This is a genomic window from Thermophilibacter sp. ET337 (assembly GCF_024733715.1).
Taxonomy (GTDB): domain Bacteria; phylum Actinomycetota; class Coriobacteriia; order Coriobacteriales; family Atopobiaceae; genus Thermophilibacter.
This window is the reverse complement of record NZ_JANRHO010000005.1, coordinates 50,093-75,244: the sequence shown is the minus strand read 5'-3', so window position 1 is coordinate 75,244 and position 25,152 is coordinate 50,093. Positions and strand designations below refer to the sequence as shown.

The following is a 25,152-nucleotide window of genomic DNA, read 5'->3' as shown; positions in this document are numbered from 1 at the left end:
GGAGGCATCGAATGCAGGCGATCAGCGACTTTCTCACCTGGCTCTTCAACGACCGCACCGGAGTCATCTGCCTGATTCTCGGCGGAATCGTGGTGTGCCTGCTCATCGCCATCATCATGGAGCGCACGACCAAGCGGCGCTACTTCAACCACGAGAAGGGCGAGAGCGACTGGGACCTGTTCGGGGACGACTCCGAGTAGGCCCAGGCGCGGGCGAAAAGGCCCGCGGCCAGCCCATCGCGCAGACGCGCACGCAAAAGGGCCCCGGCGAAAGCCGAGGCCCCTCTCATTCATGGTGCGGGCGAAAGGACTTGAACCTTCATGGAGTTGCCCCCATACGGACCTGAACCGTACGCGTCTGCCAATTCCGCCACGCCCGCGTGCATGGGCCATTCTAGCGCATGCCCCGACTCCTGCCAAGGGCTTTTTCGGGGTAGAATGACCCCACACGGCCACACGCAGCCAAAACGAGGGAGGAGCCGTGAGCGACACGCCAAGCACAGCGGGCGCGGGCGTCGGCGGCGCGCGCGGGCGCCCTGCCGACGAGGTCCTTCTCGGCCGATACCGCGTGCTCGCGCGCTGCGGAACGGGCGGCTTTGGGACCGTCTGCACCTGCTGGGACCTGCGCCTGCAGCGGCGCGTGGCGATCAAGCGCATGCCGCTGCTCGCCGAGACGGGCACCACGGCGGCCGAGGCGCTCGCCGAGGCCCGCACCGCCTGCATGCTCAGCCACCCAAACATCGTCACGATGCTCGACTTTGAGTCGGACGGCTCGTTTGCCTACCTCGTGATGGAGTACGTCGACGGGCTCAACCTCGCCGAGCTGCTCGCCCGCGTGGAGGGGGGCCGTCTCACGCCCGCCGAGTGCGCCCACGTGGTCGACTCCGTGGCGCGCGCCCTGGCCTTCGCGCACGAGAACCGCGTGCTGCACCTCGACATCAAGCCCACCAACATCCTCATCGACCGCCGCGGCGTCGTGAAGCTCGCCGACTTTGGCATGGCGACGCTCTCCTCCGCCGCCGGCTACGGCGACGCGCGCGGCGGGACCGTCGGCTACATGCCGCCCGAGCAGATTGAGGGCATGCTCGTCGACGAGCGGACCGACGTCTTCTCACTCGCCGTCGTGACGCTCCAGGCCCTCACGGGGGCGAGCCCCTTCGCCGCGCCGACGGCGGCCGCCTCCCTCGACAAGATCGAGCGCGGGGCCGCGCGCCAGGTCGTCCGCTCCTGCCCAGAGCTCGACGCGGACGCGGCACAGGCCCTGCTCGCGGCGCTCGACCCGCAGCCGGCGAGAAGAACCCCCGACGCGCTCGAGCTCTCCGACGAGCTCCTCCCCTGCCTCGGGAGCCCGCGCGAGGGCGCGACCTCCCTCGCCGAGCTGGTCAACCAGGCCGAGAGCGACGAGGCCGGCGAGCCCACCGCCACCGCGCGGATCGCGCTCGGCCTGAGCCACCCCTGGCTGCCGGGCGCGATCGCGCGCGCCGTCACGGCGCTTCTCGCCTTTGCGGCGCTGCGGCTCGTGATCCCCTCGCTGCCGGGCGCGGACGACCAGCTCATCGCCGTCGCCTCGCTCGTGTGCGCCGGCGCCTCGGCGCTCTGGCCGCCCCTCGGGTCGGTCCTGGCGGGAGGCGCCCTGGTGGCCGCGCTGGCGACGGCGGCGCCCACGCCCCAGTCCTTTCCCCTCTCCGCGGCATGCGCCGTCGCGCTCGTCGCGTGGTGGGCGCTCGCCGGGCGGACCGACCGCCTCGGCAGCGCCGCCCTACTCCTCCCCTGCTGCCTGCCGTCGCCCTCCGCGGGGGCCGCGCTCGCGGGATATGCGCTCGACCCGCTCCCCGCGGCGCTCACGGGCCTCGCGGGCCACCTGATGGGAGGCCTCTTTCACGTCGCCGTCGCGCAGGGCTTCTCGGCGCCCGCCATCATCTGGGAGCTCGGGCAGGAGTGGTCCCAGCCCTCTTTCTGGGTCCTGGCGGCGGGCTCGGTGAGCTGCGCGCTCGTGGCGTCTGCGGTCGCGATGCGCGGGTCGGTCGGCGCCGGGATCGCCGGCCAGGCGCTTGGCCTCGCCCTGCTCGTGGTCTCGCAGGTCACGGCGGCGGGGATGGAGAATGGCGGTATATGGGGCACTCCCGATGGGGAGCCCGTGGTAGTTGCGGTACTCTTATTCGTGCTTCTGTGCACTGCGACTGTCCTGAGAGGCCCGCTCTTCGAGGACCGGGAAGGCGATGAATAACGTATGAGCTTCCTCAGTGATTTCGAGGGACGTATCAGCTCCGTGTTCGGGGCCGCACCTCAGGGCTACACCGAGCCCTTCTCCTTCAAGAAGCTCGCCAAGCGCGCGGCGCGCGAGATGGAGAACGAGACCTATGAGATCGACGGCGTCGACACGGCGCCGGCGCTCTACACCGTGCTCGTCTCGGCGACCGACGACTCCCTCATGCGCCCGCTCTACGAGCAGATCACTCTCGAGACGGCGTCGTTTGTGACCGCCCAGGCCCAGAAGAAGGGCTACGCCTTCGTGGGCAACCCGCTCGTGCGCTTTATGGTCGACCCCTCGCTCAAGCCCGGCAAGTTCGCGGTCTTTGCCGAGAACATCGATGCGTCGACGCTCAATCGCCTGCGCGAGGAGGAGCGCGCCTTCCTGGCCGGCAGCTCGAGCGCCGGCGGCGCTGCCGCGCAGGTCGCGCGCCGCAAGCCCGCGGCAACCCCGCACCCCCGCGAGGAGGCGCCCGACGCCTTTGCCGCGCCCGCGCCGCGCCGCGAGGCCGCCATCCCCTCCATCGACGCCGGCCTCGACGTGATGCCCCCTGACTTCGAGCTCTCCGAGCCCGCCCCCGTCGCGTCCGCCTCGGAGTCGACGCCCATGCCCGTCCCGCTCGCCGACGCCGGCCTCGTCGCCGCCGCGCCGCAGCCGGGCGGCATCCCCGTGCCCCAGACCCAGCGCCGCAGCGTCCCGCTCGTGGACATGCGCCAGGTCATGAGCGAGGCAAGCCCCGCCGGGGCGGTGTCCGAGGCCTCGGCGCGCTCCGCCTACGCCGCCGCGCCGCAGAGCCCCAACGCCGCCTCCTGCCTGCTCATCGACAGGCAGACCGGCCGCACCTTCACCGCGCAGGCCCCCTCCGCCGTCATCGGGCGTGAGCGCTCGCAGGCCAGCATCGTCCTGCGCGACCCCAACGTCTCGAGAAGCCACGCCGAGCTGACCCACGACGGCACCGGCTGGCGCATCACCGACCTCAACTCCACCAACGGCACGCTCGTCAACGACGTCGACGTTACCTCCTGCCCCCTTCAGGACGGTGACCTCATCACCGTCGGGCTCGTGAACCTCGAGTTCAGGGAGATCCGCCGATGATCGACCTCGTGCTGTTTGCCGGACGCATCCTTCTCGTCGTCGTCTTGTACGTGTTCCTGTTCGCGGTCATGCGGACGGGCGTCGGCCTCGTGCGCGGCCAGCGCCGCGACTCCGCGATCTGGGCCGTCGACGTCGAGAAGGGCAAGAAGACCCTGCGCGGCCTGCACGTGGACATCCTCGGGCCCGTGGTCGTGGGCCGCTCGCCGTCCTCCGACATCGTGATCGACGAGCCCTACGTCTCGGCAACGCACGCCCGCTTCACCCTCCAGGGGCCCGCCCTCGTCCTCGAGGACCTGGGGTCCACCAACGGGACCCTCGTCAACGGTCACGTCATCGACCAGCCCGTCACGCTGAGGGAGGATGACGAAGTCCAGGTGGGCGACACCATCATGCGGGTGACGCGCGGATGACGGCCGAGGACCTTCAGACCACCGCCGCGCCCGAGCCGACCAACGCGCCCGGACGCGCCGAGATGCCCGTCGAGGGCCGCACCGGCGCCGACGCGGTCTCGGGCTCCAACGAGTTCATCTCGTGGGGGGCGAGAAGCGACGTGGGCCTCGTGCGCGGGCACAACGAGGACTCCTTCCTGCTGCGCACGCCGCTGTTCGTGGTCTCGGACGGCATGGGCGGGCACGCGGCCGGCGAGGTCGCAAGCTCGATCGCGGTCGAGACCATCGGCGACCGCGCCCCCGGCACCGCCGACGACGTCCTTCTCGGCGCCGCGGTGGAGGCCGCCAACCTCGCGGTCATCAAGGGGGCCGAGGACGGCATCGGCAAGCCCGGCATGGGCTGCACCGCCACCGCCGTTCTTATCGAGAAGAACCGCATGGCCGTGGCGCACGTGGGCGACTCGCGCGTCTACGTGCTCCATCACGGCACCCTCGTGCGCATCACCCACGACCACTCCTACGTCGAGGAGCTCGTGGACTGCGGCCAGATCACCGCGGACGAGGCACGCACGCACCCGTCGCGCTCCATCATCACCCGCGCCCTGGGATCCGACCCCGAGATGTACGCCGACCACTTCTCGCTCGAGGTGAACGACGGCGACCGCATCATCCTGTGCTCCGACGGCCTCTCCAGCATGATCTCCGACAGCGAGATCGAGGCCGTCGCCGTCTCCAGCGCGACCCCCCAGCAGGCCGCCGACAACCTCGTCGCCGCCGCCCTCACCGCCGGCGGCGCCGACAACGTGACCGTCGTCGTGGTCGACGTGACCAACGACGGCCTCGCCGACGCCGCGCGCCGACGCCTGCTGCGCCGTGCCGCCAGCGTCACCGGCGTCATCGCCGCCGTGGTGGCCGCCGTCCTGCTCATCAGCGTCGCCTTCATCCGCGGCGAGTGGTACCTGGGCATCGACAACGGCTCCGTGGCCATCTATCGCGGCATCAAGGGCGACGTCTTTGGCATCCCACTGAATGAGCTCGTGGGAACGAGCGCCGTCTCCGTCACCGACCTGCCCGCCTCCGTCCAAGACCAGCTCGAGGCCGGAATCCGCGTGCAGAACGAGGAGACCGCGCTCGCGACCATCGACTCCTATCACGACCAGATCAACGAGGAGCAGCAGAAGGCAGCGCAGATCGCCCAGGAGGTCAGCTCGGAGGGGGCCGCCCCGGCCCCGGGCCAGGAGACCTCGGAGGACCCCTCTCAGACGGACGGGGGTGAGTAGCGTGTTCGGACGCAAGGAACGATATCGCGGCGCGCAGAGCCGCGCCGAGGCGATGGCCGCTGCCGCCCCCGCACGCGGCGAGCGGGGCCTCTCGCGCAGGAACACCGAGCTCTTTTTGCTCCTGCTCGCGGCCGTGCCCGTCATCTTGCTCTACGCGATGTACGTCGTCACCTCCAACCTGCCGCTCAGCATCGAGACCCTCGGCGTGCCGCTGGGGCTTCTCGGCGCCTTCGCCGCGGCCCACGTCGCGATCCGCTTCCTCGCGCCGGGCGCCGATCCGGCCATCCTGCCCATCGTCTTTGCCCTCTCGGGCATCGGCATCACCTTCCTCACGCGGCTCGCGCCCGACGCCGCGGTGAGCCAGGTGGTGTGGCTCTACCTCTCCGTGGGCGCGATGGTCGCGGTCCTCGCGGTGATCCGCAGCCTCGACCGGCTCGCGAGCTATAAGTACACGCTCGGCATCGCGGGAATCGTCCTTCTCGTCCTGCCCATGCTCGTGGGCACGGAGCGCTACGGCTCGAAGCTCTGGGTCTTCATCGGCGGCTTTGGCTTCCAGCCCGGCGAGTTCGCCAAGATCGCGCTTGTTCTCTTCCTGGCGTTTTACCTGGCCGCCAACCGCGAGGCGCTCTCGGTGTCCATGCGCGGGGTGGGCCCCTTCAAGCTCCCGCAGCCGCGCATGCTGCTGCCGATCGTGGTCATGTGGGGCATCAGCCTGCTCGTCGTGGTCTTTGAGACCGATCTCGGCAGCGCCCTGCTCTTCTTCACGTTCTTTGTGATCATGCTCTACGTCGCCACGGGCCGCGCGAGCTACGTCGTGGTGAGCGTGCTTCTGCTCGCCGTGGCCGGAATTGCCTGCTACCAGCTCTTTGGCCACGTCAGGACGCGCGTCGACATGTGGATCGACCCGTGGTCCGACACCTCGGGCGGCAGCTACCAGATCGTGCAGTCCCTCTACTCGCTCGCCGACGGCGGGCTCACGGGCACCGGCATCGGCAAGGGCATGGCGACCCTCATCCCCGTGGTCTCGAGCGACTTCATCTTCTCCGCCATCGCAGAGGAGACGGGGCTTCTCGGCGGCGCGGGCCTGCTGATGCTCTACCTGCTGCTCGGCGTCCGCGGCTTCGCGACGGCGGCGCGCGCCAAGACCGACACCTCGGCCTTTGCCGCCGTGGGCCTCACGAGCGCCATCGTCTTCCAGGCGTTTCTCATCGTGGGAGGCGTCACCAAGCTGCTGCCGCTCACCGGCGTCACCCTGCCCTTCGCGAGCCAGGGCGGCACCTCGCTTCTCGCCTGCTTCATCATCGTCGGCCTGCTGCTGCGCGCCGGCGACGAGGGCACCGGGCGCGAGTCGCAGATGGAGAGCGGGCTCACGGGTGAGCGCTCCGAGATGGACGAGCTGCTCTCCCTCTCCGGCGCCGCAACCCCCGCGCCCGACGCAGTGGTCCACGGGGCCCACGCGCGCGCGAGCTTTAGCCTGCAGACCGAGGAGTCCGGCGTGCTCGGGCGCGTGGCGCTCGGCAAGCGCCTCACGTGGCTGGTCACCGTCTTCTCGGTGCTCTTTGCCGCGCTCATCGCCAACCTCACCTACGTGCAGGTGGTCGACGCCCGGCGCGTCCAGGACCTCCCCACCAACAACCACACCATCGCCCGAAGCGCCTACGTCCAGCGCGGCGCCATCATCACCTCCGACGGCGTGACGCTCGCCGAGAGCGTTCAGCAAGACGATGGCAGCTACCTGCGCAACTATCCGCAGGGCTCGCTCGCGCGCCACACGGTGGGCTACGTCTCGACCCAGTACGGCAGCTCGGGCGTCGAGGCGACGATGAACGAGACCCTCACAGGACACGCCGACTACTCCGACTGGCGCAGCGCCCTCTACTCGCTCGCCGGCGTCCAGCAGTCCGGCTCCACCGTCGCGCTCACCATCAACTCGCAGATCCAGCAGGCCGCCGAGGAGGCGCTCTCCGGCTACACGGGCGCCATCGTGGTCCTCAACCCCAAGACCGGCGCCGTGCTCGCCAAGGCCTCGAGCCCCACCTACACGATCGACGAGCTCGACACCGTCATCGCCGAGGGCACGGGCGGCGAGTTGCTCGACCGCACCACCCAGGCGCTCTACTCGCCCGGCTCGTCGTTCAAGACCGTCACGCTGGCGGCGGCGCTCGACTCCGGCACCGCGACGCTCGACGACGTCTACTACGCCGGCCCCTCGATCGAGATCGGCGGCGGCGAGGTCACCAATTACGGCGAGAACGACTACGGCGAGCCCACGCTGCGCGAGGCCTTTGCCCTCTCGTCCAACACCGCCTTCGCCCAGCTCGGCGTCGAGGTGGGGTCAGACCTGCTCGTGAGCTACGCCAACGCCTTTGGCTACGGCCGCAACCTCGGCCAGGACTTCACCACGCTCCCCTCCCTCATGCCCGTCCCCTCGGAGATGACGGAGTGGGAGACCGCCTGGGCGGCATGCGGGCAGCCCGTCGGCCAGCACGAGAGCCCCGCCGGGCCGCAGGTCTCGGTCATGCAGAACGCGGTCGTGGCGCAGACCATCGCCAACGGCGGCGTCGCCATGGACCCCTACGTGGTCGACCACGTCCTCTCCCCCGAGGGGGTGGTGACCTCGACGACCTCGCCGCGCTCCCTCGGCCAGGCCATCTCGGCCCAGGCCGCCGACCAGCTCAAGGAGGCCATGCTCGGCGTCGTGGACCACGGCACGGGCACGGGCGCCCAGGTCTACGGGGTCCAGGTGGCCGGCAAGACCGGCACCGCCCAGGTCGAGGACGGCAACATCAACTCGTTCTTCATCGGCTTCGCGCCGTACGACAACCCGACGCTGGCCATCTCGGTCTGCGTCGAGGGGCAGGGAGTGGACGTCGAGGGGTTTGCCGCCAGGCTGGCGGGCAAGGTCCTCGCGCGGGCGCTCGAGGTCCAGTCGACCGGCTCCGGCACGTGAAGGGGCTGAGCGAGAAGACCAGACAACGCGAGCAGACGAAACGCAGACGCAGTACAGACAATCGCAGGCGAGACTAAGCGCGGCAACGGGGCCGCGAGCGGGATGGGAGAGACGGCATGCCAGGGACGATTCTCGGCGGACGCTACCAGGTACAGGACAAGATCGGCACGGGCGGCATGGCCACGGTCTACCGAGGGCTTGACGAGGTCCTCGGCCGCACCGTCGCCATCAAGACGATGCTGCCCCAGTACGCCAGCGACCCCTCCTTCGCCGCTCGCTTCAAGCAGGAGGCCCAGGCGGCCGCCGCGCTGCAGAGCCCCTACATCGTCTCGGTCTACGACTGGGGCAAGGACGCCGACACCTACTACATCGTCATGGAGTACCTGCGCGGCACCGACCTCAAGAGCGGCATCCGCAAGCACGGGGCCCTCGACTGCAAGAAGGTCGCGCAGATTGGCTCCCAGATCGCCCAGGCGCTCTCGGTGGCGCACAAGCACGACATCATCCACCGCGACATCAAGCCGCAGAACATCATGGTGCAGCCGGACGGCAACATCAAGGTGATGGACTTCGGCATCGCGCGCGCCAAGAACAGCCACCTCACCCAGGACAACTCGGTGCTCGGTACCGCCCACTACGTCTCGCCCGAGCAGACCCAGGGCAAGGAGCTCGGCCCCACGACCGACATCTACTCCCTCGGCATCGTGATGTACGAGGCGGCTACCGGCCAGGTCCCCTTCCAGGGCGACGACGCCATCTCCGTGGCGCTCAAGCAAGTCAACGAGCAGCCCAAGCCGCCCAGCCAGCTCAACCCCGCCGTCGACCCGTCCCTCGAGTCGATCATCCTCAAGTGCATGCAGAAGAACCCCGCCGCGCGCTTCCAGACGGCCGACGAGCTCTATCACACCCTGCGCGACTACCTCGCCGGGCGCATGCAGGCCGTCAACAGCGCCACCGCCGTGCTCGCGGCGCAGGCCACCAACAAGATCGAGCGCGGCGCGGGCGTGCAGCCCGTGACGAGCGGGACCGCCTCGATGCCGCGCGTCGAGCGCACCAACCGCTACCGCGCCCAGAGCGCGACCGAGCAGGCGGCGGAGGAGGAGGCCGCCCGGCAGCGCAAGCACCGCCGTAACGTGGTGCTCGGCGTCATCGGCGCGCTCGTCGCCGTCGCCGTGGCCGCGTTTGTCGTCATTTCGGCGCTGCAGACCGGAGCCGCGATGCGCCCGGTGCCCAACCTCATTGGCATGGACCAGGAGGAGGCCATCGACAAGATTCGCGAGAGCGGCTTCGAGGTCGGCGACGTCAAGACCACCTACTCGGCCGAGTACGAGGAGGGCAAGGTCGTCGAACAGAGCCCGACCTCCACGCAGACGGCCGAGGAGGGCTCCAAGATCAACATCCGCGTCTCGAGCGGCGAGAGCCCCGTCGACAAGGTCGCCGTGCCCGACCTCAAGAACCTCACCGAGGAGGAGGCGATGGACCGCTGCGAGGAGTACGGCCTGCTGGGTCGTAAGGGCGAGGACCAGGAGGACGGCAACATCGAGGCCGGCAAGGTCTGCGCCCAGGACACCGAGCCGGGCGAGATGATCGCGCGCGGCAGCACCATCACCTTCCACCTGTCCTCCGGCGCAGGCACGGTCGACGTCCCTGACGTCACGGGCCACGACGCCGACTCTGCCGAGAGCGACCTCGCCAAGCTCGGGCTCGTGGTCAAGCGCGACTACGCCCACAGCGACGGCGACGCCGAGGGCACCGTCATCCGCACCGACCCCACCGCCGGCACCTCCGTGGAGGAGGGCCGCGAGGTGACCATCTATATCTCGCTCGGGCCCGAGCCCGTGGAGACCGTGACCGTCCCCTACGTCATTGGCTACAGCTACAGCACCGCCAGCTCGATGCTCTCGAGCCAGGGCTTCGTGGTCCAGCTCGCGGTGGGCAGCAGCGCCAACGGCACCGTCATCGACCAGTCCGTCTACAACTCGGCCACCTACGGCGCCACGATCACGCTCACCACGCAGTCCGAGACCACCGGCGGGGGCAACGGTGGAGGCTCCGAGACCGGCGACTACGGCAACGGCGGCCAGACCGACCCCAACACGGGGACGGACACAGACTCCGGTGAGACCAACGGAAACGAGACCTGATCGGCAACGGCGCCGGCCTGTTCTTCTAGGCTCCCCCCACGCGACGCGCGAGCGCCCGCACCCCTTGCTTCGGGGCGCGGGCGCTTCTCGTTGGCTCCGTCGTTCTTCTCGCCCGGCGGGTGCTTCTCGCCCGGCGACACTCCTCTGGTTCTCCGCGAAAAAATCGCGGTCCAGGGGCGATGTTAGCGTACCCAACTGCGGTTTCTTCGCGGAGAACGGGACGGAGCCGAGAAGAGCCCGCGACAAAATAGCAGGCCGGGGCAGCTTGCCAACCCCGGCCTGCGATCTCTCTGGTGCCCCCGGGCCGATTCGAACGGCCGACACCCGCTTTAGGAGAGCGGTGCTCTATCCCCTGAGCTACGAAGGCGTGGAACGCTATTCTAGCACCCAGACGCGCGGAGCGCCTACTTCTTCTTGGCGTCCTCCTCGGCGCGCGCCTTCTCGAGCAGCTCGATGAGCTTCTTGTCGGAGAGGCCACGGACGCGGCCCTCGGTCTCCTTGCGATAGGGACGGCGCTTGGCCCAGTCGTAGAAGAAGCTCGCGATCATGAAGCCGTAGGCCGCGACGAGCGAGCCCACGGAGAGGATGCCCTCCCACGAGCCCATGTCCGGGTCCTGGCCAAAGAGGTAGACACAGACGAGCGAGATGACCGCCAGCGCCAGGCCGATGCCCAGGATGATCCAGAACACGCGCTCGGTGCGCTTGTAGTCTGGGTTGCTGCGAAGCAGCAGGTCGTAGGCGCGGTTACGGAAGTCCTGCTCCTCGCGCTCGCGACGCTTGCGCTCGCGCTTCTCCTCCTTGCTCTCCGTTCCGGGGACGGCGCTGCTCTTGGGCTTGGACGCCATGCGGACGGACGAGGCGGCCTCGCGGGACGGGCGCGCCTTTGCGGCGGAGCTGCGCGAGAAGCCCTTCTTCTCCTCCTCGCCGGCACCGATGTTCTCGGCTTCCTTCTTGGGGCGCCCGACGGCGTTGCCCTCCGCCTCGCGACGGGCGCCGTCGATGGTGTCTCGCAGTGACATTGATCTCCTTACGCGTGCGCCGGCACGAACTCGGTGCCGGTGATGATCTGGAAGGCCTCCTGATAGCGGCGAGAAGTGCCCTCGATGACCTCAGCGGGAATGCGCGGCGGCTCGCCGGTCATGTCCCAGTTGGCGCGCAGCCAGTCACGCACGTACTGCTTGTCGTAGCTGGGCTGGACCTTGCCCTCCTCGTAGCCCTCGGCGGGCCAGAAGCGGCTGGAGTCGGGCGTGAGGCACTCGTCGATGAGGGTGAGCTTGCCGTCGATGAAACCAAACTCGAACTTGGTGTCGGCGATGATGATGCCCTGCTCGGCGGCATAGTCGGCGGCCGCCTTGTAGATGGAGAGCGAGGCGTCGCGCAGCTGCTCGGCAACCTCGGTGCCCACGATCTCGCAGCAACGCTCGAAGGAGATGTTCTCGTCGTGGTCGCCGAGCTCAGCCTTGGTCGAGGGCGTGAAGATGGGCTCGGGAAGCTTGGAGGCCTCGGTCAGGCCGTCGGGCAGCTTGATGCCGCAGACGGTGCCGTCCTCGTCGTAGGTCTTCTTGCCGGAGCCCGTGAGGTAACCGCGGACGATGCACTCGATGGGCACGGTCTGGGCCTTCTTCACGAGCATGGAGCGCCCTGCGAGGTAGTCGGCGTAGGGCTTGAACTCCTCGGGCAGGTCCGCCACGTCGCAGGAGATCATGTGGTTGGGGATGAGGTCCTGGAAGCGCTCGAACCAAAACGCCGAGATGCGCGTGAGAATCTCGCCCTTGTGGGGGATCTCGTCGGGAAGAATGAAGTCGTAGGCGCTAATGCGGTCGGACGCGACCATGAGCAGGCTGTCCCCGCAGTCGTAGATGTCCCGCACCTTACCGTGCGAATCCGGACGAAGCTCCATCTCAGCCATCTCGGCATCCTTTCGACGTCTTGCAACAACCCATTAGTATACCGTTCCCTGCCCGCCGGGTCCTTCTCCGTGCTCAAACAGTCCTCTTCGCACGGAGGCGCCACTGGCGCCTCCGGCTCATGCGGAACTGCGCGCGGAGAAGGACCCGGCGGGCCCGAAAAATGGTTATAAGTATCGAACCCAGCGGACGTGCCGCCGCAGGACAGTGGCAGCACGGGGCCCGCCGGCCCGAGGCTCTTCTCATCCGCGAGTTCTTCGCGCAGCGAAGCTGTCTGAGCGGGGAGAAGAACCTCGGGCCGGCGGGCAGAGAGGGCTACTTGTCCTGCGGCTTGCGGGACCGGCGCTGGGGGATGCGAAGTGTAAATGTGGTGCCCTTGCCGACCTCGGACTCGACGAGGATCGTGCCGTTGTGACGGTCGACGATCTCCTTGGTGATGGCCAGGCCCACGCCCAGGCCGCCCGAGGCGCGCTCGCGACTCACGTCCGAGCGCCAGAAGCGCGCGAAGGTCTGCGGGATGTCCTCTTTGGCGATGCCGATGCCCGTGTCCTGCACCGAGATGAGGATGTCGGAGCGGTCCTGACGAAGCGACACCTTCACCCAGCCGTCGGGGTTGGTGTAGCGCATGGCGTTGCTCATGAGGTTGACGATCGCCTCGCGCAGGAGGTCGGGGTCGACGTCGGCGTAGAGCTCGCCGTGCGGCGTCTCGTCGACGTAGCGCAAGTGGAGGCCCTTCTCGTGGAAGAGCTGGTGCTGGGAGGAGACGAGGCCCTTGACGAGGTAGGCGACGTCGGTTCGCTCGCAGTTGAACTCCGTCGAGCCGTTCTCGAGGCGCGAGAGCTTGAGCATGGCGTCGATGAGGCGCGAGAGGCGACGGACCTCGGAGGCCACGACCTCGAAGTGCTCGTCGTCGGCGGGCAGCACGCCGTCCTGCATGGCCTCGACCGTGGCCTGCATGGCCATGAGCGGGGTGCGCAGCTCGTGAGCCACGTCGCCGGTGAGGCGGTGCTCGAGCTTGATGTCGCGCTCGATGGTGCTCGCCATGTCATCGAAGGTCTCTCCGAGCTGGCCGATCTCGTCGGGGCCGGTCACCCCCGTGCGAGCCGTGAGGTCTCCGTTTCTGATCTGCTTGGCAGTGGAGGTGATGCGCTGGATGGGGCGAGCCATGCCGCGCGAGACGAAGTAGCCGATCACGCAGGCGATGATCGCGGCGATCGCGGCAGCCGTGACGATGGCGCCGTAGGAGTTGGCACGGAAGGAGGCATCGCTTTTGGTGAGCAGCGCATCGGAGCCGAGCGCCCAGAGCCGGACGGTGCCCACCGTCTTGCCGTTGGCGTCCACGATCGAGGAGGTGACGAGCGCGCCCTGCGTCGTGGGCACCACCGAGGGCGCCTTGGGGCGGCCGGACGAGGCGCGCGACCCGGCCCACGTGTCGTCGTAGAGGACCCGGTCGTTGACGTCGGTTATCTGGACCACGATGTCGGGCGAGAGGCTCGAGGCCGCGGCGGCCGCCTCGGCGGCGACGGCGTCGTCGATCACGCCCGTTCGCTTGTAGGACTCGGAGATGGTCGCCGAGGTGGAGTCGGCGATGGCCTGCATGTTCTGGCGGGTGTACGCCGTGAACTGCCGCTCCCACACCACCGCCAGGACCACGGCCAAGACCACGGCCGTCATGACGGCCGTGAGGGCAAAGGCGATGGTGAGGCTCGTCGCATACGGGCGCCCGCGCTTGGGCGAGGGCTTGATGGTGTTCCACGAGCTGCGGGAGGAGCGCTTCTTGGGGGCGTCCTCCTCGGGGGTCTCGGCACCGCCCGTCTCGAAGCGCGCCGACATGTCCGCCCCCTAGCGGGCGCTCTTGTCGGCGGCCTTCTCGGGCGCCTCGAAGCGGTAGCCGACGCCGTGGACCGTGTAGAGCCAGCGCGGGTTGCGCGGGTCGTCGCCGAGCTTGGCGCGCAGGTTCTTCACGTGGGAGTCGATCGTGCGCTCGTAGCCCTCGAAGTCGTAGCCCAGGACCTTCTCGACGAGCTCCATGCGCGTGTAGACGCGACCGGGGTAGCGCGCGAGGGTGGTAAGCAGCTTGAACTCAGAGGCGGTGAGGTCGACCTCGCGCCCCTCGACGAGCACCTTGTGGCCGGAGATGTCGATCACCAGGTCGCCGAAGTCCAGGACCTCGAGCTGGGGCTCGGACTCGGTGTGGGCGCGGCGCAGCAGCGCGCGCACGCGGGCGACGAGCTCGCGCGGCGAGAAGGGCTTGATGAGGTAGTCGTCCGCGCCGAGCTCCAGGCCGATGATGCGGTCCTCGACCTCGCCCTTTGCGGTGAGCATGATGATGGGCACGTTGGAGGTCTCGCGGATGGCGCGGCAGACGCGCTCGCCCGAGAGCTTGGGCAGCATGAGGTCCAAGATGACGAGGTCGAAGGTGTGCTTCTCGAACTCCTCGACCGCGCTCTGGCCGTCACCGACCCCGCGCACGATGTAGTTCTCGCGCTCGAGGTAGGCCGCGACGGCGTCGCGGATGGCCTTCTCGTCCTCAACCAGCAGGATCTTCTTCTCGTCTGAAGCCATGTTGGCCTCCCTGTTGCCTTGTCGTCGCCGGGGTTCGGCCGTAAGCACCTTTAGTGTACCCCAGCCGACGGCTGAAGATTCCCTCTTACAGGCGGAAGGTGCGCACCGTGACGGAAGCGGGGTAGCCGGTGTCGGGGTCTTTGACGGTCGAGAAGGTCACGAACTGGTCGCACTCGCCCGCGCGCGCCGGGAACTCGCCGTAGTCGACCGCGCGGTCGACGGAGGCAAGCGACGAGTAGGTCTTGTCGGCCAGGTTAATGACGAGGTAGGACGAGTTGCTCTTGATGACAAAGAGGTCGTCCTTGCCGCAGCCGCACTCCGATGGCTCGCGGTCGAGCTTGACGAAGCCCGCCGAGGAGGTGCCCATGTAGGTGCCCATCTTGCTGAGCAGGCCACCCGAGCTGTAGCTGGCCTCAACCGATACGAGAAACCGCTCGCCCACGCGGGCGGCACGAAACGGCCGCACGCTCGCGGGCATGACGAGCTGGTCGACCTTGGTCTTGAGGTCGTCCGAGAGCGCGTAGGCCGTGACGCCATAGAAGACGCCCTCGTCGTCGTGGACGCGCGGCGCCAGGACCACCGTCCCGGCGCTGACCGTGGGCGCCGTCGCGAAGCGCCCCGGGGACTCGACCACCGACTGGGCGTCGGAGTCGCCGAGGTGCCAGAGGTAGCACAGCGAGGGCTCGGTGGTCTTGGAGCCACTGGTCGAGGGCTGGACCTGCCAGATCACGCTCGAGCCCGAGACGGCAAAGGGGGCCGGGTCGTAGTCGGCCGCGCCCTCCCAGAGCATCTTGGTGTCGCCCGAGAGCTGGCCGTCAGAGAAGGCGGAGGCGTAGAGCGCCCAGGCGCGCGTCACGAGGTCGAGCTCGACCCAGGCGTAGGCGGAGTCCGAGCAGCGGACGTCATAGATGACGGTCGTCGCGGCGGTGCCGAGCGGCGCGGGAACGACCTCCGCGAGCGTTCCCGACGAGAGCGAGAGGGCCGAGGCCTTGACCATGGGCGTGGCGGACGAGCCCGCCGTGATCACGGGCGCCCAGGCGCCCTCGGCGGGGCGCAGGACGTTGCCGAGCGGCAGCGTCCAGCTGTGCTCCTCGGCGAGCGGGGAGTCCGCCTGGGTGAATGACTCGAGCACGCTCTCCGCGGATTCCTCGTCCACGACCGTGGGGTCCGCGTCGATCTCGTCGGGACCGTGCGTGCAGCCGGGCAGGACCCCCACCGCGGCGGCGATGACCCCGCCAGCGGCAGCGGTCTTGAAGAAGGAGCGTCTTGTCAGCTTTGGCGCGCGCACGCTCAGGCCTGCTGGGCCGCGGCCGAGGCCTCCGTCAGCGCACGGGAAAGCTGGTCGGCGCACGAGGTGTTGCGGGGGCCGCAGGTGTTGCCCGAGAGGATCCCCACGATCTCGTCGACCTGGTGGCCGGCGACGAGCTTGCTCACGGCCTTGAGGTTGCCGTTGCAGCCGCCCTCGAAGGAGACTGCCTCGATGGTCTTGCCGTCGTCGGTGAGGTCGATGTGGATGGCGCGCGAGCAGACGCCGCGCGGGGTGTAGTCAAAGTGCATGGTTCTTCTCCTCTCGGATGCGGAAAGGGGACGCCCCTCCCGCGTCCGGTTCTTGTCGGTTACTCGAAGCTCAGCTGCTCAAGGCGGTCAAAAACCACGCCGGCGCGGGTGAGGAAGGCGCGCGGGTCGAAGATCGCGTCGAGCTCGGCGGCGGGCACGGTGCAGCGCGGGTCGGCCTCGAGCTTCTCGCGGAACGTGGTGCCGCCGGCGCACTGCTGGACCTCGCGCCACGTAGCCATGGCGTTCTCCTGCACGATGGCGTAGGCCTCCTCGCGGGTGATGCCGGTCTCAACCAGAGCGAGAAGCACCTTGGACGAGAAGATCAGCCCGCGCGTCTTGTTGAGGTTGGCGAGCATCTGCGCCGGGTAGAGGATGAGGCCGTCCACGATGCGCGTGAGGCACTGGAACATGTGGTCGAGCGCGATGAAGCTGTCCGCCTGGGCCACGCGCTCCGCGGAGGAGTGACTGATGTCGCGCTCGTGCCAGAGCGCCACGTTGTCAAAGGCGACCTGCGCGTTGGCCTTGACCACGCGGGAGAGGCCGCAGACCTTCTCGACAGTGATGGGATTGCGCTTGTGCGGCATGGCCGAGCTGCCCTTCTGGCCCTTGCGGAACGGCTCCTCAGCCTCGAGGGTGTCGGTCTTCTGGAGGTTGCGGATCTCGGTGGCGATGCGCTCGCAGGTGGCCGCCGTGGTGGCCAGGACGCCGGCGAGATAGGCGTGGTGGTCGCGGGAGATGACCTGCGTGGACAGCGGATCGTGCACGAGGCCCAGGTGCTCGCAGACGTACTCCTCGACGAAGGGGTCGATGGAGGAGTAGGTGCCCACCGCGCCGGAGATCGCGCCAAAGGCCACGTTGGCGCGGGCGTCCTTGAGGCGGTCGTAGTCGCGCTTGAGCTCCCAGGCCCAGCTGCCGAACTTCATGCCAAAGGTCATGGGCTCGGCGTGGATGCCGTGCGTGCGGCCCACGCAGAGGGTATCGCGCTCCTCGAAGGCGCGGCGGCGGCAGATCTCGCCGAGCTTCTTGCAGTCCTCGATGAGGATGTCGGTAGCCTGGACGAGCTGGTAGCAGAGGGCGGTGTCGCCGAGGTCGGAGGAGGTCATGCCAAAGTGGACCCAGCGGGACGGCTTGGGCTCGCCCTCCGGCACGTCGCGGTCGATGTACTCGCCCATGTTGGTGAGAAACGCGATGACGTCGTGGTTGGTCACGGCCTCGATGGCGTCGACCTCGTCCTTGTTGAAGTCCGCGTGCTCGCGGATCCAGGCGGCCTCCTCGCGGGTGATGCCGATCTTGCCCATCTCGGCGTGCGCCTCGCAGGCCAGGACCTCGATCTCCTGCCAGATGCGGTACTTGTTCTCGAGGGAGAAGATGTGGCCCATCTCGGGACGGGTGTAGCGGTCGATCATGGAGGCCTCCTCGGCGTCTTTGCTCGCGTGCGCGTGTTCCGATCTGATTCTACCGCAGGGCGGCCTCGTCCTCCCCAAGCGACGCGCGCGCCTCGCCAAGCTGCACGACAACCGCATCGTGACCGGTGCCGCCATAGGTCACGCGGGCGTTTGCGATGCCGGCGGGATCCAGGTCCTGTGCGATGTCCGCCTCGAAGAGCGGGCTCGCCGCGGCAAACTCCTCGGGCGTGAGGTCCTCGAGGCCCTTGTGGCTCTTCTCGCAATAGAGGACGAGCTCGCCCACCACGCGGTGCGCCTCGCGGAACGGCATGCCCTTCTTGGCGAGGTAGTCGGCCACGTCCGTGGCGGCAGAGAAGCCCGTGCCCGCCTGGGCGAGCATGACGTCGGCGTTCACCGTCATGGTCTCGATCATGCCCGCGGCGATCTCCATGCAGTCCGAGAGCGTGCGCGCGGCGTCGAGCGGGCCCTCCTTGCACTCCTGGAGGTCCTTGTTGTAGGCCAGCGGCAGCGACTTCATGGTGGTGAGCAGCGCCATCAGGTCGCCGTAGACGCGGCCGCACTTTCCGCGCGTGAGCTCGGCGAAGTCGGGGTTCTTCTTCTGCGGCATGATCGAGGAGCCGGTGGAGTAGCTGTCCGAGAGCGTGATGAAGCCAAACTCCGTAGAGCTCCACAGCACGATCTCCTCGCACAGGCGCGAGAGGTGCATCATGCTCACGGCGCAGGCGTACTCAAGGTCGAGCAGGTAGTCACGGTCGGAGACGGCGTCGAGCGAGTTGGGGATCGTGGCCGAGAAGCCCAGCAGCTCCGTGGTACGCGCGCGGTCGAGCGGGTAGGTGGTGCCGGCGAGCGCCGCGGCGCCGAGCGGGTTGGCGTCCGCGGCCGTACGCGCGGCGGTGAGGCGCGTGAAGTCGCGCGTGAACATCCAGAAATACGCGAGCAGGTGGTGGGAGAGCAGCACGGGCTGGGCGTGCTGGAGGTGCGTGTAGCCGGGCATCACGACGTCGAGGTTCTTCTCGGCGGCTTCCAGAAGGGCGCGGCGCAGGGCCGCGTTGCCGGCGAGCAGCTGGTCGCAGAGCTCCTTGGCGAGCAGGCGGATGTCGGTGGCGACCTGGTCGTTGCGGGAGCGGCCGGTGTGCAGACGCCCGCCCGGGGCCCCGATCGCGCGGGTGAGCGCGCTTTCCACGGCCATGTGGACGTCCTCGTCGTTGACGTCCCAGGGGAAGGTGCCGTCCGCGATCTGCGCGGCGATCTCGGCGAGGCCCGCGTCGATAGCGGCATGGTCCTCGCCGGAGATGATGCCCTGCTCGGCGAGCATGCGGGCGTGCGCGCGGCTGCCGGCAATGTCGTGGGCCGCCATGTTCTTGTCGACCTCGAGGCTTGCTCCGAACTCCTGCGTGAACTGGTCCACGCCCTTCTCGAACCTGCCTCCCCAAAGCGCCATGGTTGCTCCTTCCTCGTGTTTTTGCCGCGTCTAGCTTATCAAAGGCGGCACCTTGCGCCGAACTCCGTCAAATCCTGTTAATTTCATATTCAAATTGTTAGGTATACATAGCTGATTTACTACTATTATTTTAATAGTACTAGTCTATTAATGATTGGAATAGCATGCATCTGTGCGTTAACAGCCTGACCGCTCTCGCGCTCGTCCGGAGTCTTCGGGCCGAGGGGCTTAGCATGCCAAAGGAATCGTGCGGCATCCCCGCGCCCGACCCCTGGCCACAACGGCGGTGGACCTCACGCCTCATCCCTTACCAGCTTGTTGGACTTTTGAATCCCCCGAGCGAAAGTCGCCCGATCTACGTCGTCTCGCCAGACGCCCGTTCGCGGCCAAAGGCCCGCTTCATGTCGACCACGGTTTACGGCGAGGGCATTCCGCGCGGATCATTTGCGCGCGTATCCGAGACCTTTACCGTCCCGTGCCCCGAGCTCCTCTTCCTCGAGCTCGCCAGCGTGATGGATCGCGCGGCCCTGGAGCTGCTGGGATATGAGCTGTGCGGCACTTTCGTGCGCGACGCGACCAACCCACGGACGGGCGGGGTCGTCCATGAAGTGGCGCCACTCACCAACGTTGCGAAGATCAAGGGTTACGTACGCTCCTGTCGTCGAGTCAAGGGCAGGGAGCGCGCGTTGGCAGCACTCGAGAACGTCCGCGACAATGCGTGGTCCGCAATGGAGGCGCTCGTGGCACTAGTGCTCGTCCGTCCGCTCGAGGACGACGGGTTTGGCATTCGAAACATCGAGCTTAATGCGCAGGAGCTGATTGGTCGGGAGCTCAGGCCCTGGGTGACGAACAAGGCCAGGGTGCCTGATATCTCGCTGGGAGATCTTCCCGTTGGGCTCAACTACGACGGCTACGGGCACCTAGACCTCAGCTCGATTGACGTGGAGAGGCTCGAAAAGGACGAGCTCAAGGCCGCACTTGCTCGCGTCCGGGAAAAATACGTCGATGACCTGCGCCGCAACAGAGAGCTTCTTGCAAGCGGAAGAATTGTGCTCCCCATCGTCGCCGAAGACCTCATGGAGTTAGGAGGTCTCGACTCCGTGGTGCTTGAGGCGGTCATTGCCGCCGAACAGCTCGCCGGCGCGAGCGGCGAGACGGGGGCTGCGACACGACGAGCCCTCGAGCAACCCCATGCTACGCGCAGGCAGCGGCTCATCTGGTCGCTCTATCCGTGGGCGGGCGGCATATCGCTCGGAAACTACTAGGCGGAATGGGGGTCTACTCGGCCGCCCCCAAAATTAACGGGCACGAACGACTTATCTCGTAAACGCCAACTGGTGTTTTGCCGGTCCTTCGCTCACAATTGCCGTCTTTGTGCCCGTTAATTTTGGGGGCGGCCGAGTAGACCGATGCGCGACGGCAAAAACGGCCGGCGGAAGGGAACCTTCCGCCGGCCGATTCGGCTTTTCTGCACGTTGGGGACTGTCCCCAATTAACAGACTAGTGGACCGGCTGGAGGCCGGAGCCGGGGCCCTGGACCTTGGACCAGGTCTTGGACTGCAGGCCATGCAGGACGATGAAGCCCTCGGCGGCGCTGTGGTCGAAGGTGTCGCCCTCGTCGTAGGTGGCGAGGTTGTAGTCGTAGAGACTGTAGTCGGAGCGCACGCCGTCAACGAACAGGCCGCCCTTGCACAGGATGATGCGGACGTCGCCGCTCACGAACTTCTGCGTGTAGGCGTTGTACGCGTCGATGGCGTTGCGGTTCTGGGAGAACCACAGGCCGCGGTAGACGGTCGATGCCCACTCGACATCCATCTTGGCCTTCTGCTTGAGCGTCTCGGCATCGAGGCAGAGCTGCTCGAGGGTCTGGTGAGCCTGGATGAGCAGCAGGGCGGCCGGGCACTCGTAGCACTCGCGGCTCTTGATGCCCACGACACGGTCCTCGATCATGTCGATGCGACCGTAGCCGTTGCGGCCGGCGATCTCGTTGGCCTTGATAATGAGGCTGAGCAGGTCCATCTTCTCGCCGTTGATGGCGGTCGGGATGCCCTGCTCGAAGGTGATCACGACCTCCTCGGGCTCGTTCGGGCAGTCCTCCAGGTTGGCCGTCATCGTCCAGATGTCCGCGGGCGGCTTGTTCCAGGTGTCCTCGAGCACGCCGCACTCAATCGCGCGACCCCAGAGGTTGTCGTCGATGGAGTAGGGCTTCTTCTTGGTGGTGGGCACAGGCACGCCGTTGGCCTCGGCCCACTCCATCTCGGAGTCGCGCGTGGTGAGGTCCCACTCGCGCACGGGCGCGATGATCTCGAGCTCGGGGTCGAGCGCGCGGATGCAGGTCTCAAAGCGCACCTGGTCGTTGCCCTTGCCGGTGCAGCCGTGGGCGATGTACTTGGCGCCGTACTGGTGCGCGATGTCCACGAGGTGCTTGGAGATCAGCGGGCGGGACAGCGCGGAGAGCAGCGGGTAGACGCCCTCGTACTTGCCGTTGGCCCAGATTGCCTTGGAGAGGATCTTCTCGGCGTACTCGGCGCGCATGTCGATGGCCTCGGAGGCGATGGCGCCCATGTCGAGGGCCTTCTGCTTGATCCAGGAGAGGTCCTTCTCGTCCTGGCCCACGTTGCCGCAGATGGCGATGACGTCGAGGTTCTTCTCGATCTGCAGCCACTTGACGATGACGGACGTGTCCAGTCCGCCGGAGTACGCAAGGACGACCTTTTCCTTCTCTGCCATGTTGTTTCCCTTTCGCTTTGGGTTGGGTGCTAGGTTGGATGCGTCTACACAGAAATGCCCCGACGTCGCGGGGCGCAGGAGCTCGGTCTGTCGAGAAGAACCGTCAAGCTAGAGCGTCGCGCGCGACATCGCGGGCGAGATTCGTCGCATCTGGCGTCGGGCAGTGAGGAGGGCGGCACATGCGTGCGCGCTGTGAACGTTCATCAACGTTGGCCTCCTCAGTAGTTGAGCGGGCGCGGGCTATTGGCCCGCGGCTGTCTGACGTGGCTGAGTGTAGGCCAGCCGCGCAGGGGCGGCGAGAAGAGACTCCGTCTCGAAACAATTCGAGGCCCCGGGCAGCCCCAGGGCCTCGGTCGCTACTACTCCGCGGCAGCAAGGCGCTGCGTGTCCTGGATCTCCATGATCTGGCCCACGCGGCGGGCGTGGCGGCCGCCCTCGAACTCGGCGTCCATCCACGCGTCCACGATGCACTTGGCCATCTCCGGGCCGATCACGCGCGCGCCGAAGCAGATGACGTTGCTGTTGTTGTGGCGCTTCGAGAGCTCGGCGGAGTACGGCTCGGAGCACACGCAGGCGCGCACGCCGTCGACCTTGTTGGCCGCAAGGCTGATGCCCACGCCCGTGCCGCAGATGAGCACGCCGCCGTCGACCTCGCCGTCGGCGACGAGGCGGCCGACGCGATAGCCGCTGATGGCGTAGTCGAAGCTCTCCGGACTGTTGGTGCCCACGTCCACGAGCTCGACGCCGCGGTCGCGCAGGTGCTCGACGACCTCGGCCTTGATGGCGAGCGCGGTGTGGTCGTTTCCGATGGCAAGCTTCATGTTGTTCCCCCTGGCAAAAGAGGGCGCGTCGGGGAAGCCGTCCCCGGCGCGCCCGTCGATGGCGCTACTTGGCGAGAAGGCCCTCGACGGCAGCGACGATGCCAGCGGCGTCGAGGTGGTACTTGTGGAGCAGGTCGACGGCGGGGCCGGACTCGCCGAAGACGTCGTTCACGCCGAGCTTGCGCACGGGCACGGGGCTCTCGGCCAGAGCCGCGAGCACCGCGTCGCCCAGGCCGCCGATCACGGAGTGCTCCTCGGCGGTGACCACATGCCCGGTCTTGGCGGCGCTCGCGCGGACGAGCTCCTCGTCGAGCGGCTTGATGGTGTGGATGTTGATCACCTCGGCGGAGACGCCCTTGGCGGCGAGCTCGTCGGCGGCGGCCAGGGCCTCGGCGACCATGAGGCCGCAGGCAACGACGGTGACGTCGGTGCCCTCGCGCAGGACGACGCCCTTGCCCAGCTGGAACTCGTAGGTCTCCGGGTCGTTGAACACCGGCACGGCCAGGCGGCCGAAGCGCATGTAGACGGGGCCGTCGGTCTCGTAGGCGGCGCGCACGGCGGCCTTGGCCTCGACGTCGTCGGCCGGAACGACGACCGTCATGCCCGGGATGGTGCGCATGAGGGCGATGTCCTCGTTGCACTGGTGCGTGGCGCCGTCCTCGCCCACGGAGATGCCGGCGTGCGTGGCGCCGATCTTCACGTTGAGGTGCGGGTAGCCGATGGAGTTGCGCACCTGCTCGAAGGCTCGGCCCGCGGCGAACATCGCAAAGGTGCTCGCAAAGGCCACGCGGCCGGTGGTGGCGACGCCGGCTGCCAGGCCCATCATGTTGGACTCGGCGATGCCCGCGTCGAAGAAGCGGTCGGGGTAGGCGGCCTTGAACTTGCCGGTCTGCGTGGCGGCCGCGAGGTCAGCGTCAAAGACGACGAAGTCGTCGTGCTCGGCGCCGAGCTCCACGAGGGCCTCGCCGTAGCTCTGGCGCGTGGCGACCTTCTTGACGTCAGCCATTAGAGCTCCTTCCCAGCGGCCTCGAGCTCGGCCATGCCCTGCTCGAACTGCTCGTCGTCGGGGGCCTTGCCGTGCCAGCCCACCTGGTTCTCCATGAACGAGACGCCCTTGCCCTTCACCGTCTCGGCGACGATGCACACGGGCTGTCCCTTGACCTCGCGCGCCTCAGCGAAGGCGGCGCGGATCTGCGCCATGTCGTTGCCGTCGGCGAGTTCGATCACGTGGAACTTGAAGGCGCGGAACTTGTCGGCGATGGGCATCGCGGAGTTGACCTCTTCGATGGTGCCGTCGATCTGCAGGCCGTTGTGGTCCACGATCACGACGAGGTTGTCCAGGCCGTTGTTGCCGGCGAACATCGCCGCCTCCCAGACCTGGCCCTCCTCGATCTCGCCGTCGCCGAGCAGCGTGTAGACGCGATAGCTGTCGCCCCAGTGCTTGGCCGCGAGCGCCATGCCCACGGCGGCGGAGATGCCCTGGCCGAGCGAGCCGGTGGACATGTCCACGCCCGGGGTGTCGTTCATGTTGGGGTGGCCCTGCAGGTGGCTGCCGATGTGGCGCAGGGTCTCGAGGTCCTCCTTGGGGAAGAACCCGCGCTCGGCGAGCGCCGCGTAGAGGCCGGGGGCCGTGTGGCCCTTGGAGAGGACGAAGCGGTCGCGATCGGCCTTCCTCGGGTTGGCCGGGTCAACGTTCAGCTCCTCGAAGTACAGGTACGCAAAGAGGTCCGCGGCGGACAGCGACCCGCCGGGGTGGCCCGACTTGGCGGCGTGCGTGCCCACGAGAATGCCCTTGCGGATCTCGTTGGCAACGCGCCTCAGCTCGGTGTCAGTCATTCTGCCTCCTTCTCGTTTCTCACGGTTTGTCAAGCGAATCATAGGTGGAACAAGCGTCGGCGAGCCGTCGCCTACTGGGCGGCCACTACTTTCGCCCAGTCGGCGTCGAAGGCGGCCATGCCCTGGTCGGTCAGCGGGTGCTTGAGGCACTTCTTGAGCGCGCCGAAGGGCACGGTGGCGATGTCGGCGCCGAGCAGGGCCGCCTGGGTCACGTGGTTGGGCGTGCGGACGGAGGCGGTGATGATCTCGACCTGGTTGTCGACGTTCTTGCCGGTCCAGTCATAGTTGCCGATGCAGGCCACGACGTCGGCGAGCTGGGAGATGCCGTCCTCGGCGATGTCGTCGAAGCGACCGACGAACGGCGAGATGTAGCGCGCGCCGGCGTTGGCGGCGAGAAGCGCCTGGGTGGCCGAGAAGACCAGCGTCATGTTGATGCGGACGCCCTCGGAGGCGAGCTGGTGCGTGGCGGCCAGGGCCTCGGCGCAGATCGGCAGCTTGACCACGATGTTGGGGGCGAGCGCGGAGAGGCGCCGGCCGTCCTCGATCATGCCCTCGGTGGTCTTGGCCTGGGACTCGGCGGAGACGGGCAGGCCGTCGCAGAGCTCAGCGATCTTGACCATGTGGTCCTCGAAGTCGGCGAGCTTGCCGCCGGTGCGGGCGTACAGGCTCGGATTGGTGGTGACGCCGGCGAGGCAGCCCCAGGAGAGAGCTTCCTTGATCTCGTCGAGATCGGCGGTGTCGATGAAGAACTTCATGGCAAACCCCTCTCTTTCATGTCTTG

General features: G+C 67.9%; 21 protein-coding genes and 2 tRNA genes. 8 read left to right on the top strand and 15 right to left on the bottom strand.

Features of this window, described 5'->3' with window-relative positions; all coding sequences use genetic code 11:
• Positions 1–11: 11 nt before the first annotated feature.
• Positions 12–200 carry a DUF6724 family protein gene (locus NW198_RS05985; protein ID WP_087313801.1) on the top strand — a complete coding sequence of 63 codons (189 nt, stop codon included), beginning with the start codon at positions 12–14 and terminating at the stop codon, positions 198–200.
• Positions 201–292: 92 nt separating this feature from the next.
• On the opposite strand, the gene NW198_RS05980 is transcribed toward NW198_RS05985, so the two are convergent.
• Positions 293–379, bottom strand: a tRNA-Leu gene (locus NW198_RS05980).
• 101 nt (positions 380–480) lie between these two features.
• On the opposite strand from NW198_RS05980, the gene NW198_RS05975 reads away from it, so the two are divergent.
• The 6 genes from NW198_RS05975 to pknB all read left to right on the top strand — a co-directional run bounded on the left by NW198_RS05975 (position 481) and on the right by pknB (position 10,108).
• Positions 481–2,226 (top strand): serine/threonine-protein kinase, encoded by a 1,746-nt coding sequence (locus NW198_RS05975; protein ID WP_087313799.1) that lies wholly within the window; start codon positions 481–483, stop codon positions 2,224–2,226.
• 3 nt (positions 2,227–2,229) lie between these two features.
• The gene (locus tag NW198_RS05970) at positions 2,230–3,345 is read left to right on the top strand and encodes a DUF3662 and FHA domain-containing protein (RefSeq protein WP_258340403.1); all 1,116 of its coding nucleotides are present in this window, start codon (positions 2,230–2,232) and stop codon (positions 3,343–3,345) included.
• Positions 3,342–3,755 carry an FHA domain-containing protein gene (locus NW198_RS05965; protein WP_087313795.1) on the top strand — a complete coding sequence of 138 codons (414 nt, stop codon included), beginning with the start codon at positions 3,342–3,344 and terminating at the stop codon, positions 3,753–3,755. Before NW198_RS05970 ends, NW198_RS05965 begins: the two co-directional genes overlap by 4 nt.
• On the top strand, positions 3,752–5,014 hold the full coding sequence (locus NW198_RS05960; protein ID WP_239386577.1) for a Stp1/IreP family PP2C-type Ser/Thr phosphatase: 1,263 nt from the start codon (positions 3,752–3,754) through the stop codon (positions 5,012–5,014). The genes NW198_RS05965 and NW198_RS05960 overlap by 4 nt, the downstream gene beginning before the upstream one ends.
• Before the next feature lie 52 nt (positions 5,015–5,066).
• On the top strand, positions 5,067–7,964 hold the full coding sequence (locus tag NW198_RS05955; RefSeq protein ID WP_258340460.1) for an FtsW/RodA/SpoVE family cell cycle protein: 2,898 nt from the start codon (positions 5,067–5,069) through the stop codon (positions 7,962–7,964).
• 116 nt (positions 7,965–8,080) lie between these two features.
• The gene (gene pknB / locus NW198_RS05950; RefSeq protein WP_258340402.1) at positions 8,081–10,108 is read left to right on the top strand and encodes a Stk1 family PASTA domain-containing Ser/Thr kinase; all 2,028 of its coding nucleotides are present in this window, start codon (positions 8,081–8,083) and stop codon (positions 10,106–10,108) included.
• Between the two features lie 291 nt (positions 10,109–10,399).
• On the opposite strand, the gene NW198_RS05945 is transcribed toward pknB, so the two are convergent.
• The 9 genes from NW198_RS05945 to argH form a co-directional block, all read right to left on the bottom strand.
• A tRNA-Arg gene (locus NW198_RS05945) sits at positions 10,400–10,475 on the bottom strand.
• Positions 10,476–10,512: 37 nt separating this feature from the next.
• Positions 10,513–11,127, bottom strand: coding sequence for an APC family permease (locus NW198_RS05940; RefSeq protein ID WP_258340401.1), 615 nt, complete (start codon positions 11,125–11,127; stop codon positions 10,513–10,515).
• Between the two features lie 8 nt (positions 11,128–11,135).
• Positions 11,136–12,017 (bottom strand): phosphoribosylaminoimidazolesuccinocarboxamide synthase, encoded by an 882-nt coding sequence (locus tag NW198_RS05935; RefSeq protein ID WP_204204594.1) that lies wholly within the window; start codon positions 12,015–12,017, stop codon positions 11,136–11,138.
• Positions 12,018–12,330: 313 nt separating this feature from the next.
• The gene (locus NW198_RS05930; protein WP_258340400.1) at positions 12,331–13,848 is read right to left on the bottom strand and encodes a HAMP domain-containing sensor histidine kinase; all 1,518 of its coding nucleotides are present in this window, start codon (positions 13,846–13,848) and stop codon (positions 12,331–12,333) included.
• A gap of 9 nt (positions 13,849–13,857) precedes the next feature.
• Positions 13,858–14,580, bottom strand: coding sequence for a response regulator transcription factor (locus tag NW198_RS05925; RefSeq protein ID WP_258340399.1), 723 nt, complete (start codon positions 14,578–14,580; stop codon positions 13,858–13,860).
• 85 nt (positions 14,581–14,665) lie between these two features.
• Positions 14,666–15,868, bottom strand: a complete 1,203-nt coding sequence (locus NW198_RS05920; RefSeq protein WP_258340398.1) for a Tat pathway signal protein — start codon at positions 15,866–15,868, stop codon at positions 14,666–14,668.
• Between the two features lie 2 nt (positions 15,869–15,870).
• Positions 15,871–16,137, bottom strand: coding sequence for a TIGR03905 family TSCPD domain-containing protein (locus NW198_RS05915; RefSeq protein WP_087313785.1), 267 nt, complete (start codon positions 16,135–16,137; stop codon positions 15,871–15,873).
• A 59-nt stretch (positions 16,138–16,196) separates the two neighbouring features.
• Positions 16,197–17,543, bottom strand: a complete 1,347-nt coding sequence (gene purB, locus NW198_RS05910; RefSeq protein ID WP_258340397.1) for an adenylosuccinate lyase — start codon at positions 17,541–17,543, stop codon at positions 16,197–16,199.
• 49 nt (positions 17,544–17,592) lie between these two features.
• Positions 17,593–18,984 (bottom strand): argininosuccinate lyase, encoded by a 1,392-nt coding sequence (gene argH, locus NW198_RS05905; RefSeq protein WP_258340396.1) that lies wholly within the window; start codon positions 18,982–18,984, stop codon positions 17,593–17,595.
• Between the two features lie 401 nt (positions 18,985–19,385).
• Here argH and NW198_RS05900 point away from each other — a divergent pair, with 401 nt between their 5' ends.
• The gene (locus tag NW198_RS05900; RefSeq protein WP_258340395.1) at positions 19,386–20,249 is read left to right on the top strand and encodes a hypothetical protein; all 864 of its coding nucleotides are present in this window, start codon (positions 19,386–19,388) and stop codon (positions 20,247–20,249) included.
• A 235-nt stretch (positions 20,250–20,484) separates the two neighbouring features.
• On the opposite strand, the gene NW198_RS05895 is transcribed toward NW198_RS05900, so the two are convergent.
• From NW198_RS05895 to NW198_RS05875, 5 genes are all read right to left on the bottom strand, one after another.
• The gene (locus tag NW198_RS05895) at positions 20,485–21,714 is read right to left on the bottom strand and encodes an argininosuccinate synthase (protein ID WP_143786110.1); all 1,230 of its coding nucleotides are present in this window, start codon (positions 21,712–21,714) and stop codon (positions 20,485–20,487) included.
• 359 nt (positions 21,715–22,073) lie between these two features.
• Entirely contained in the window at positions 22,074–22,535 is a 462-nt protein-coding gene (gene rpiB, locus NW198_RS05890; RefSeq protein WP_087313777.1) for a ribose 5-phosphate isomerase B, read from the bottom strand.
• 64 nt (positions 22,536–22,599) lie between these two features.
• Positions 22,600–23,541, bottom strand: a complete 942-nt coding sequence (locus NW198_RS05885) for a transketolase family protein (protein ID WP_087313775.1) — start codon at positions 23,539–23,541, stop codon at positions 22,600–22,602.
• Positions 23,541–24,371: a transketolase gene (locus NW198_RS05880; protein WP_258340394.1), complete on the bottom strand. Its 831-nt coding sequence runs from the start codon at positions 24,369–24,371 to the stop codon at positions 23,541–23,543. The genes NW198_RS05885 and NW198_RS05880 overlap by 1 nt, the downstream gene beginning before the upstream one ends.
• A gap of 71 nt (positions 24,372–24,442) precedes the next feature.
• On the bottom strand, positions 24,443–25,126 hold the full coding sequence (locus NW198_RS05875) for a transaldolase family protein (RefSeq protein WP_087313770.1): 684 nt from the start codon (positions 25,124–25,126) through the stop codon (positions 24,443–24,445).
• Between the last annotated feature and the right edge of the window lie 26 nt (positions 25,127–25,152).

What these genes read in the sequence shown, in the direction of transcription:
- NW198_RS05985 (WP_087313801.1), top strand. Translation starts at nt 12, where the DNA reads ATGCAGGCGATCAGCGACTTTCTCACCTGGCTCTTCAACGACCGCACC.
- NW198_RS05970 (WP_258340403.1), top strand. Translation starts at nt 2,230, where the DNA reads ATGAGCTTCCTCAGTGATTTCGAGGGACGTATCAGCTCCGTGTTCGGG.
- NW198_RS05965 (WP_087313795.1), top strand. Translation starts at nt 3,342, where the DNA reads ATGATCGACCTCGTGCTGTTTGCCGGACGCATCCTTCTCGTCGTCGTC.
- NW198_RS05960 (WP_239386577.1), top strand. Translation starts at nt 3,752, where the DNA reads ATGACGGCCGAGGACCTTCAGACCACCGCCGCGCCCGAGCCGACCAAC.
- NW198_RS05955 (WP_258340460.1), top strand. Translation starts at nt 5,067, where the DNA reads ATGGCCGCTGCCGCCCCCGCACGCGGCGAGCGGGGCCTCTCGCGCAGG.
- pknB (WP_258340402.1), top strand. Translation starts at nt 8,081, where the DNA reads ATGCCAGGGACGATTCTCGGCGGACGCTACCAGGTACAGGACAAGATC.
- NW198_RS05940 (WP_258340401.1), bottom strand. Translation starts at nt 11,127, where the DNA reads ATGTCACTGCGAGACACCATCGACGGCGCCCGTCGCGAGGCGGAGGGC.
- NW198_RS05935 (WP_204204594.1), bottom strand. Translation starts at nt 12,017, where the DNA reads ATGGCTGAGATGGAGCTTCGTCCGGATTCGCACGGTAAGGTGCGGGAC.
- NW198_RS05930 (WP_258340400.1), bottom strand. Translation starts at nt 13,848, where the DNA reads ATGTCGGCGCGCTTCGAGACGGGCGGTGCCGAGACCCCCGAGGAGGAC.
- NW198_RS05925 (WP_258340399.1), bottom strand. Translation starts at nt 14,580, where the DNA reads ATGGCTTCAGACGAGAAGAAGATCCTGCTGGTTGAGGACGAGAAGGCC.
- NW198_RS05915 (WP_087313785.1), bottom strand. Translation starts at nt 16,137, where the DNA reads ATGCACTTTGACTACACCCCGCGCGGCGTCTGCTCGCGCGCCATCCAC.
- purB (WP_258340397.1), bottom strand. Translation starts at nt 17,543, where the DNA reads ATGATCGACCGCTACACCCGTCCCGAGATGGGCCACATCTTCTCCCTC.
- argH (WP_258340396.1), bottom strand. Translation starts at nt 18,984, where the DNA reads ATGGCGCTTTGGGGAGGCAGGTTCGAGAAGGGCGTGGACCAGTTCACG.
- NW198_RS05900 (WP_258340395.1), top strand. Translation starts at nt 19,386, where the DNA reads ATGTCGACCACGGTTTACGGCGAGGGCATTCCGCGCGGATCATTTGCG.
- NW198_RS05895 (WP_143786110.1), bottom strand. Translation starts at nt 21,714, where the DNA reads ATGGCAGAGAAGGAAAAGGTCGTCCTTGCGTACTCCGGCGGACTGGAC.
- rpiB (WP_087313777.1), bottom strand. Translation starts at nt 22,535, where the DNA reads ATGAAGCTTGCCATCGGAAACGACCACACCGCGCTCGCCATCAAGGCC.
- NW198_RS05885 (WP_087313775.1), bottom strand. Translation starts at nt 23,541, where the DNA reads ATGGCTGACGTCAAGAAGGTCGCCACGCGCCAGAGCTACGGCGAGGCC.
- NW198_RS05880 (WP_258340394.1), bottom strand. Translation starts at nt 24,371, where the DNA reads ATGACTGACACCGAGCTGAGGCGCGTTGCCAACGAGATCCGCAAGGGC.
- NW198_RS05875 (WP_087313770.1), bottom strand. Translation starts at nt 25,126, where the DNA reads ATGAAGTTCTTCATCGACACCGCCGATCTCGACGAGATCAAGGAAGCT.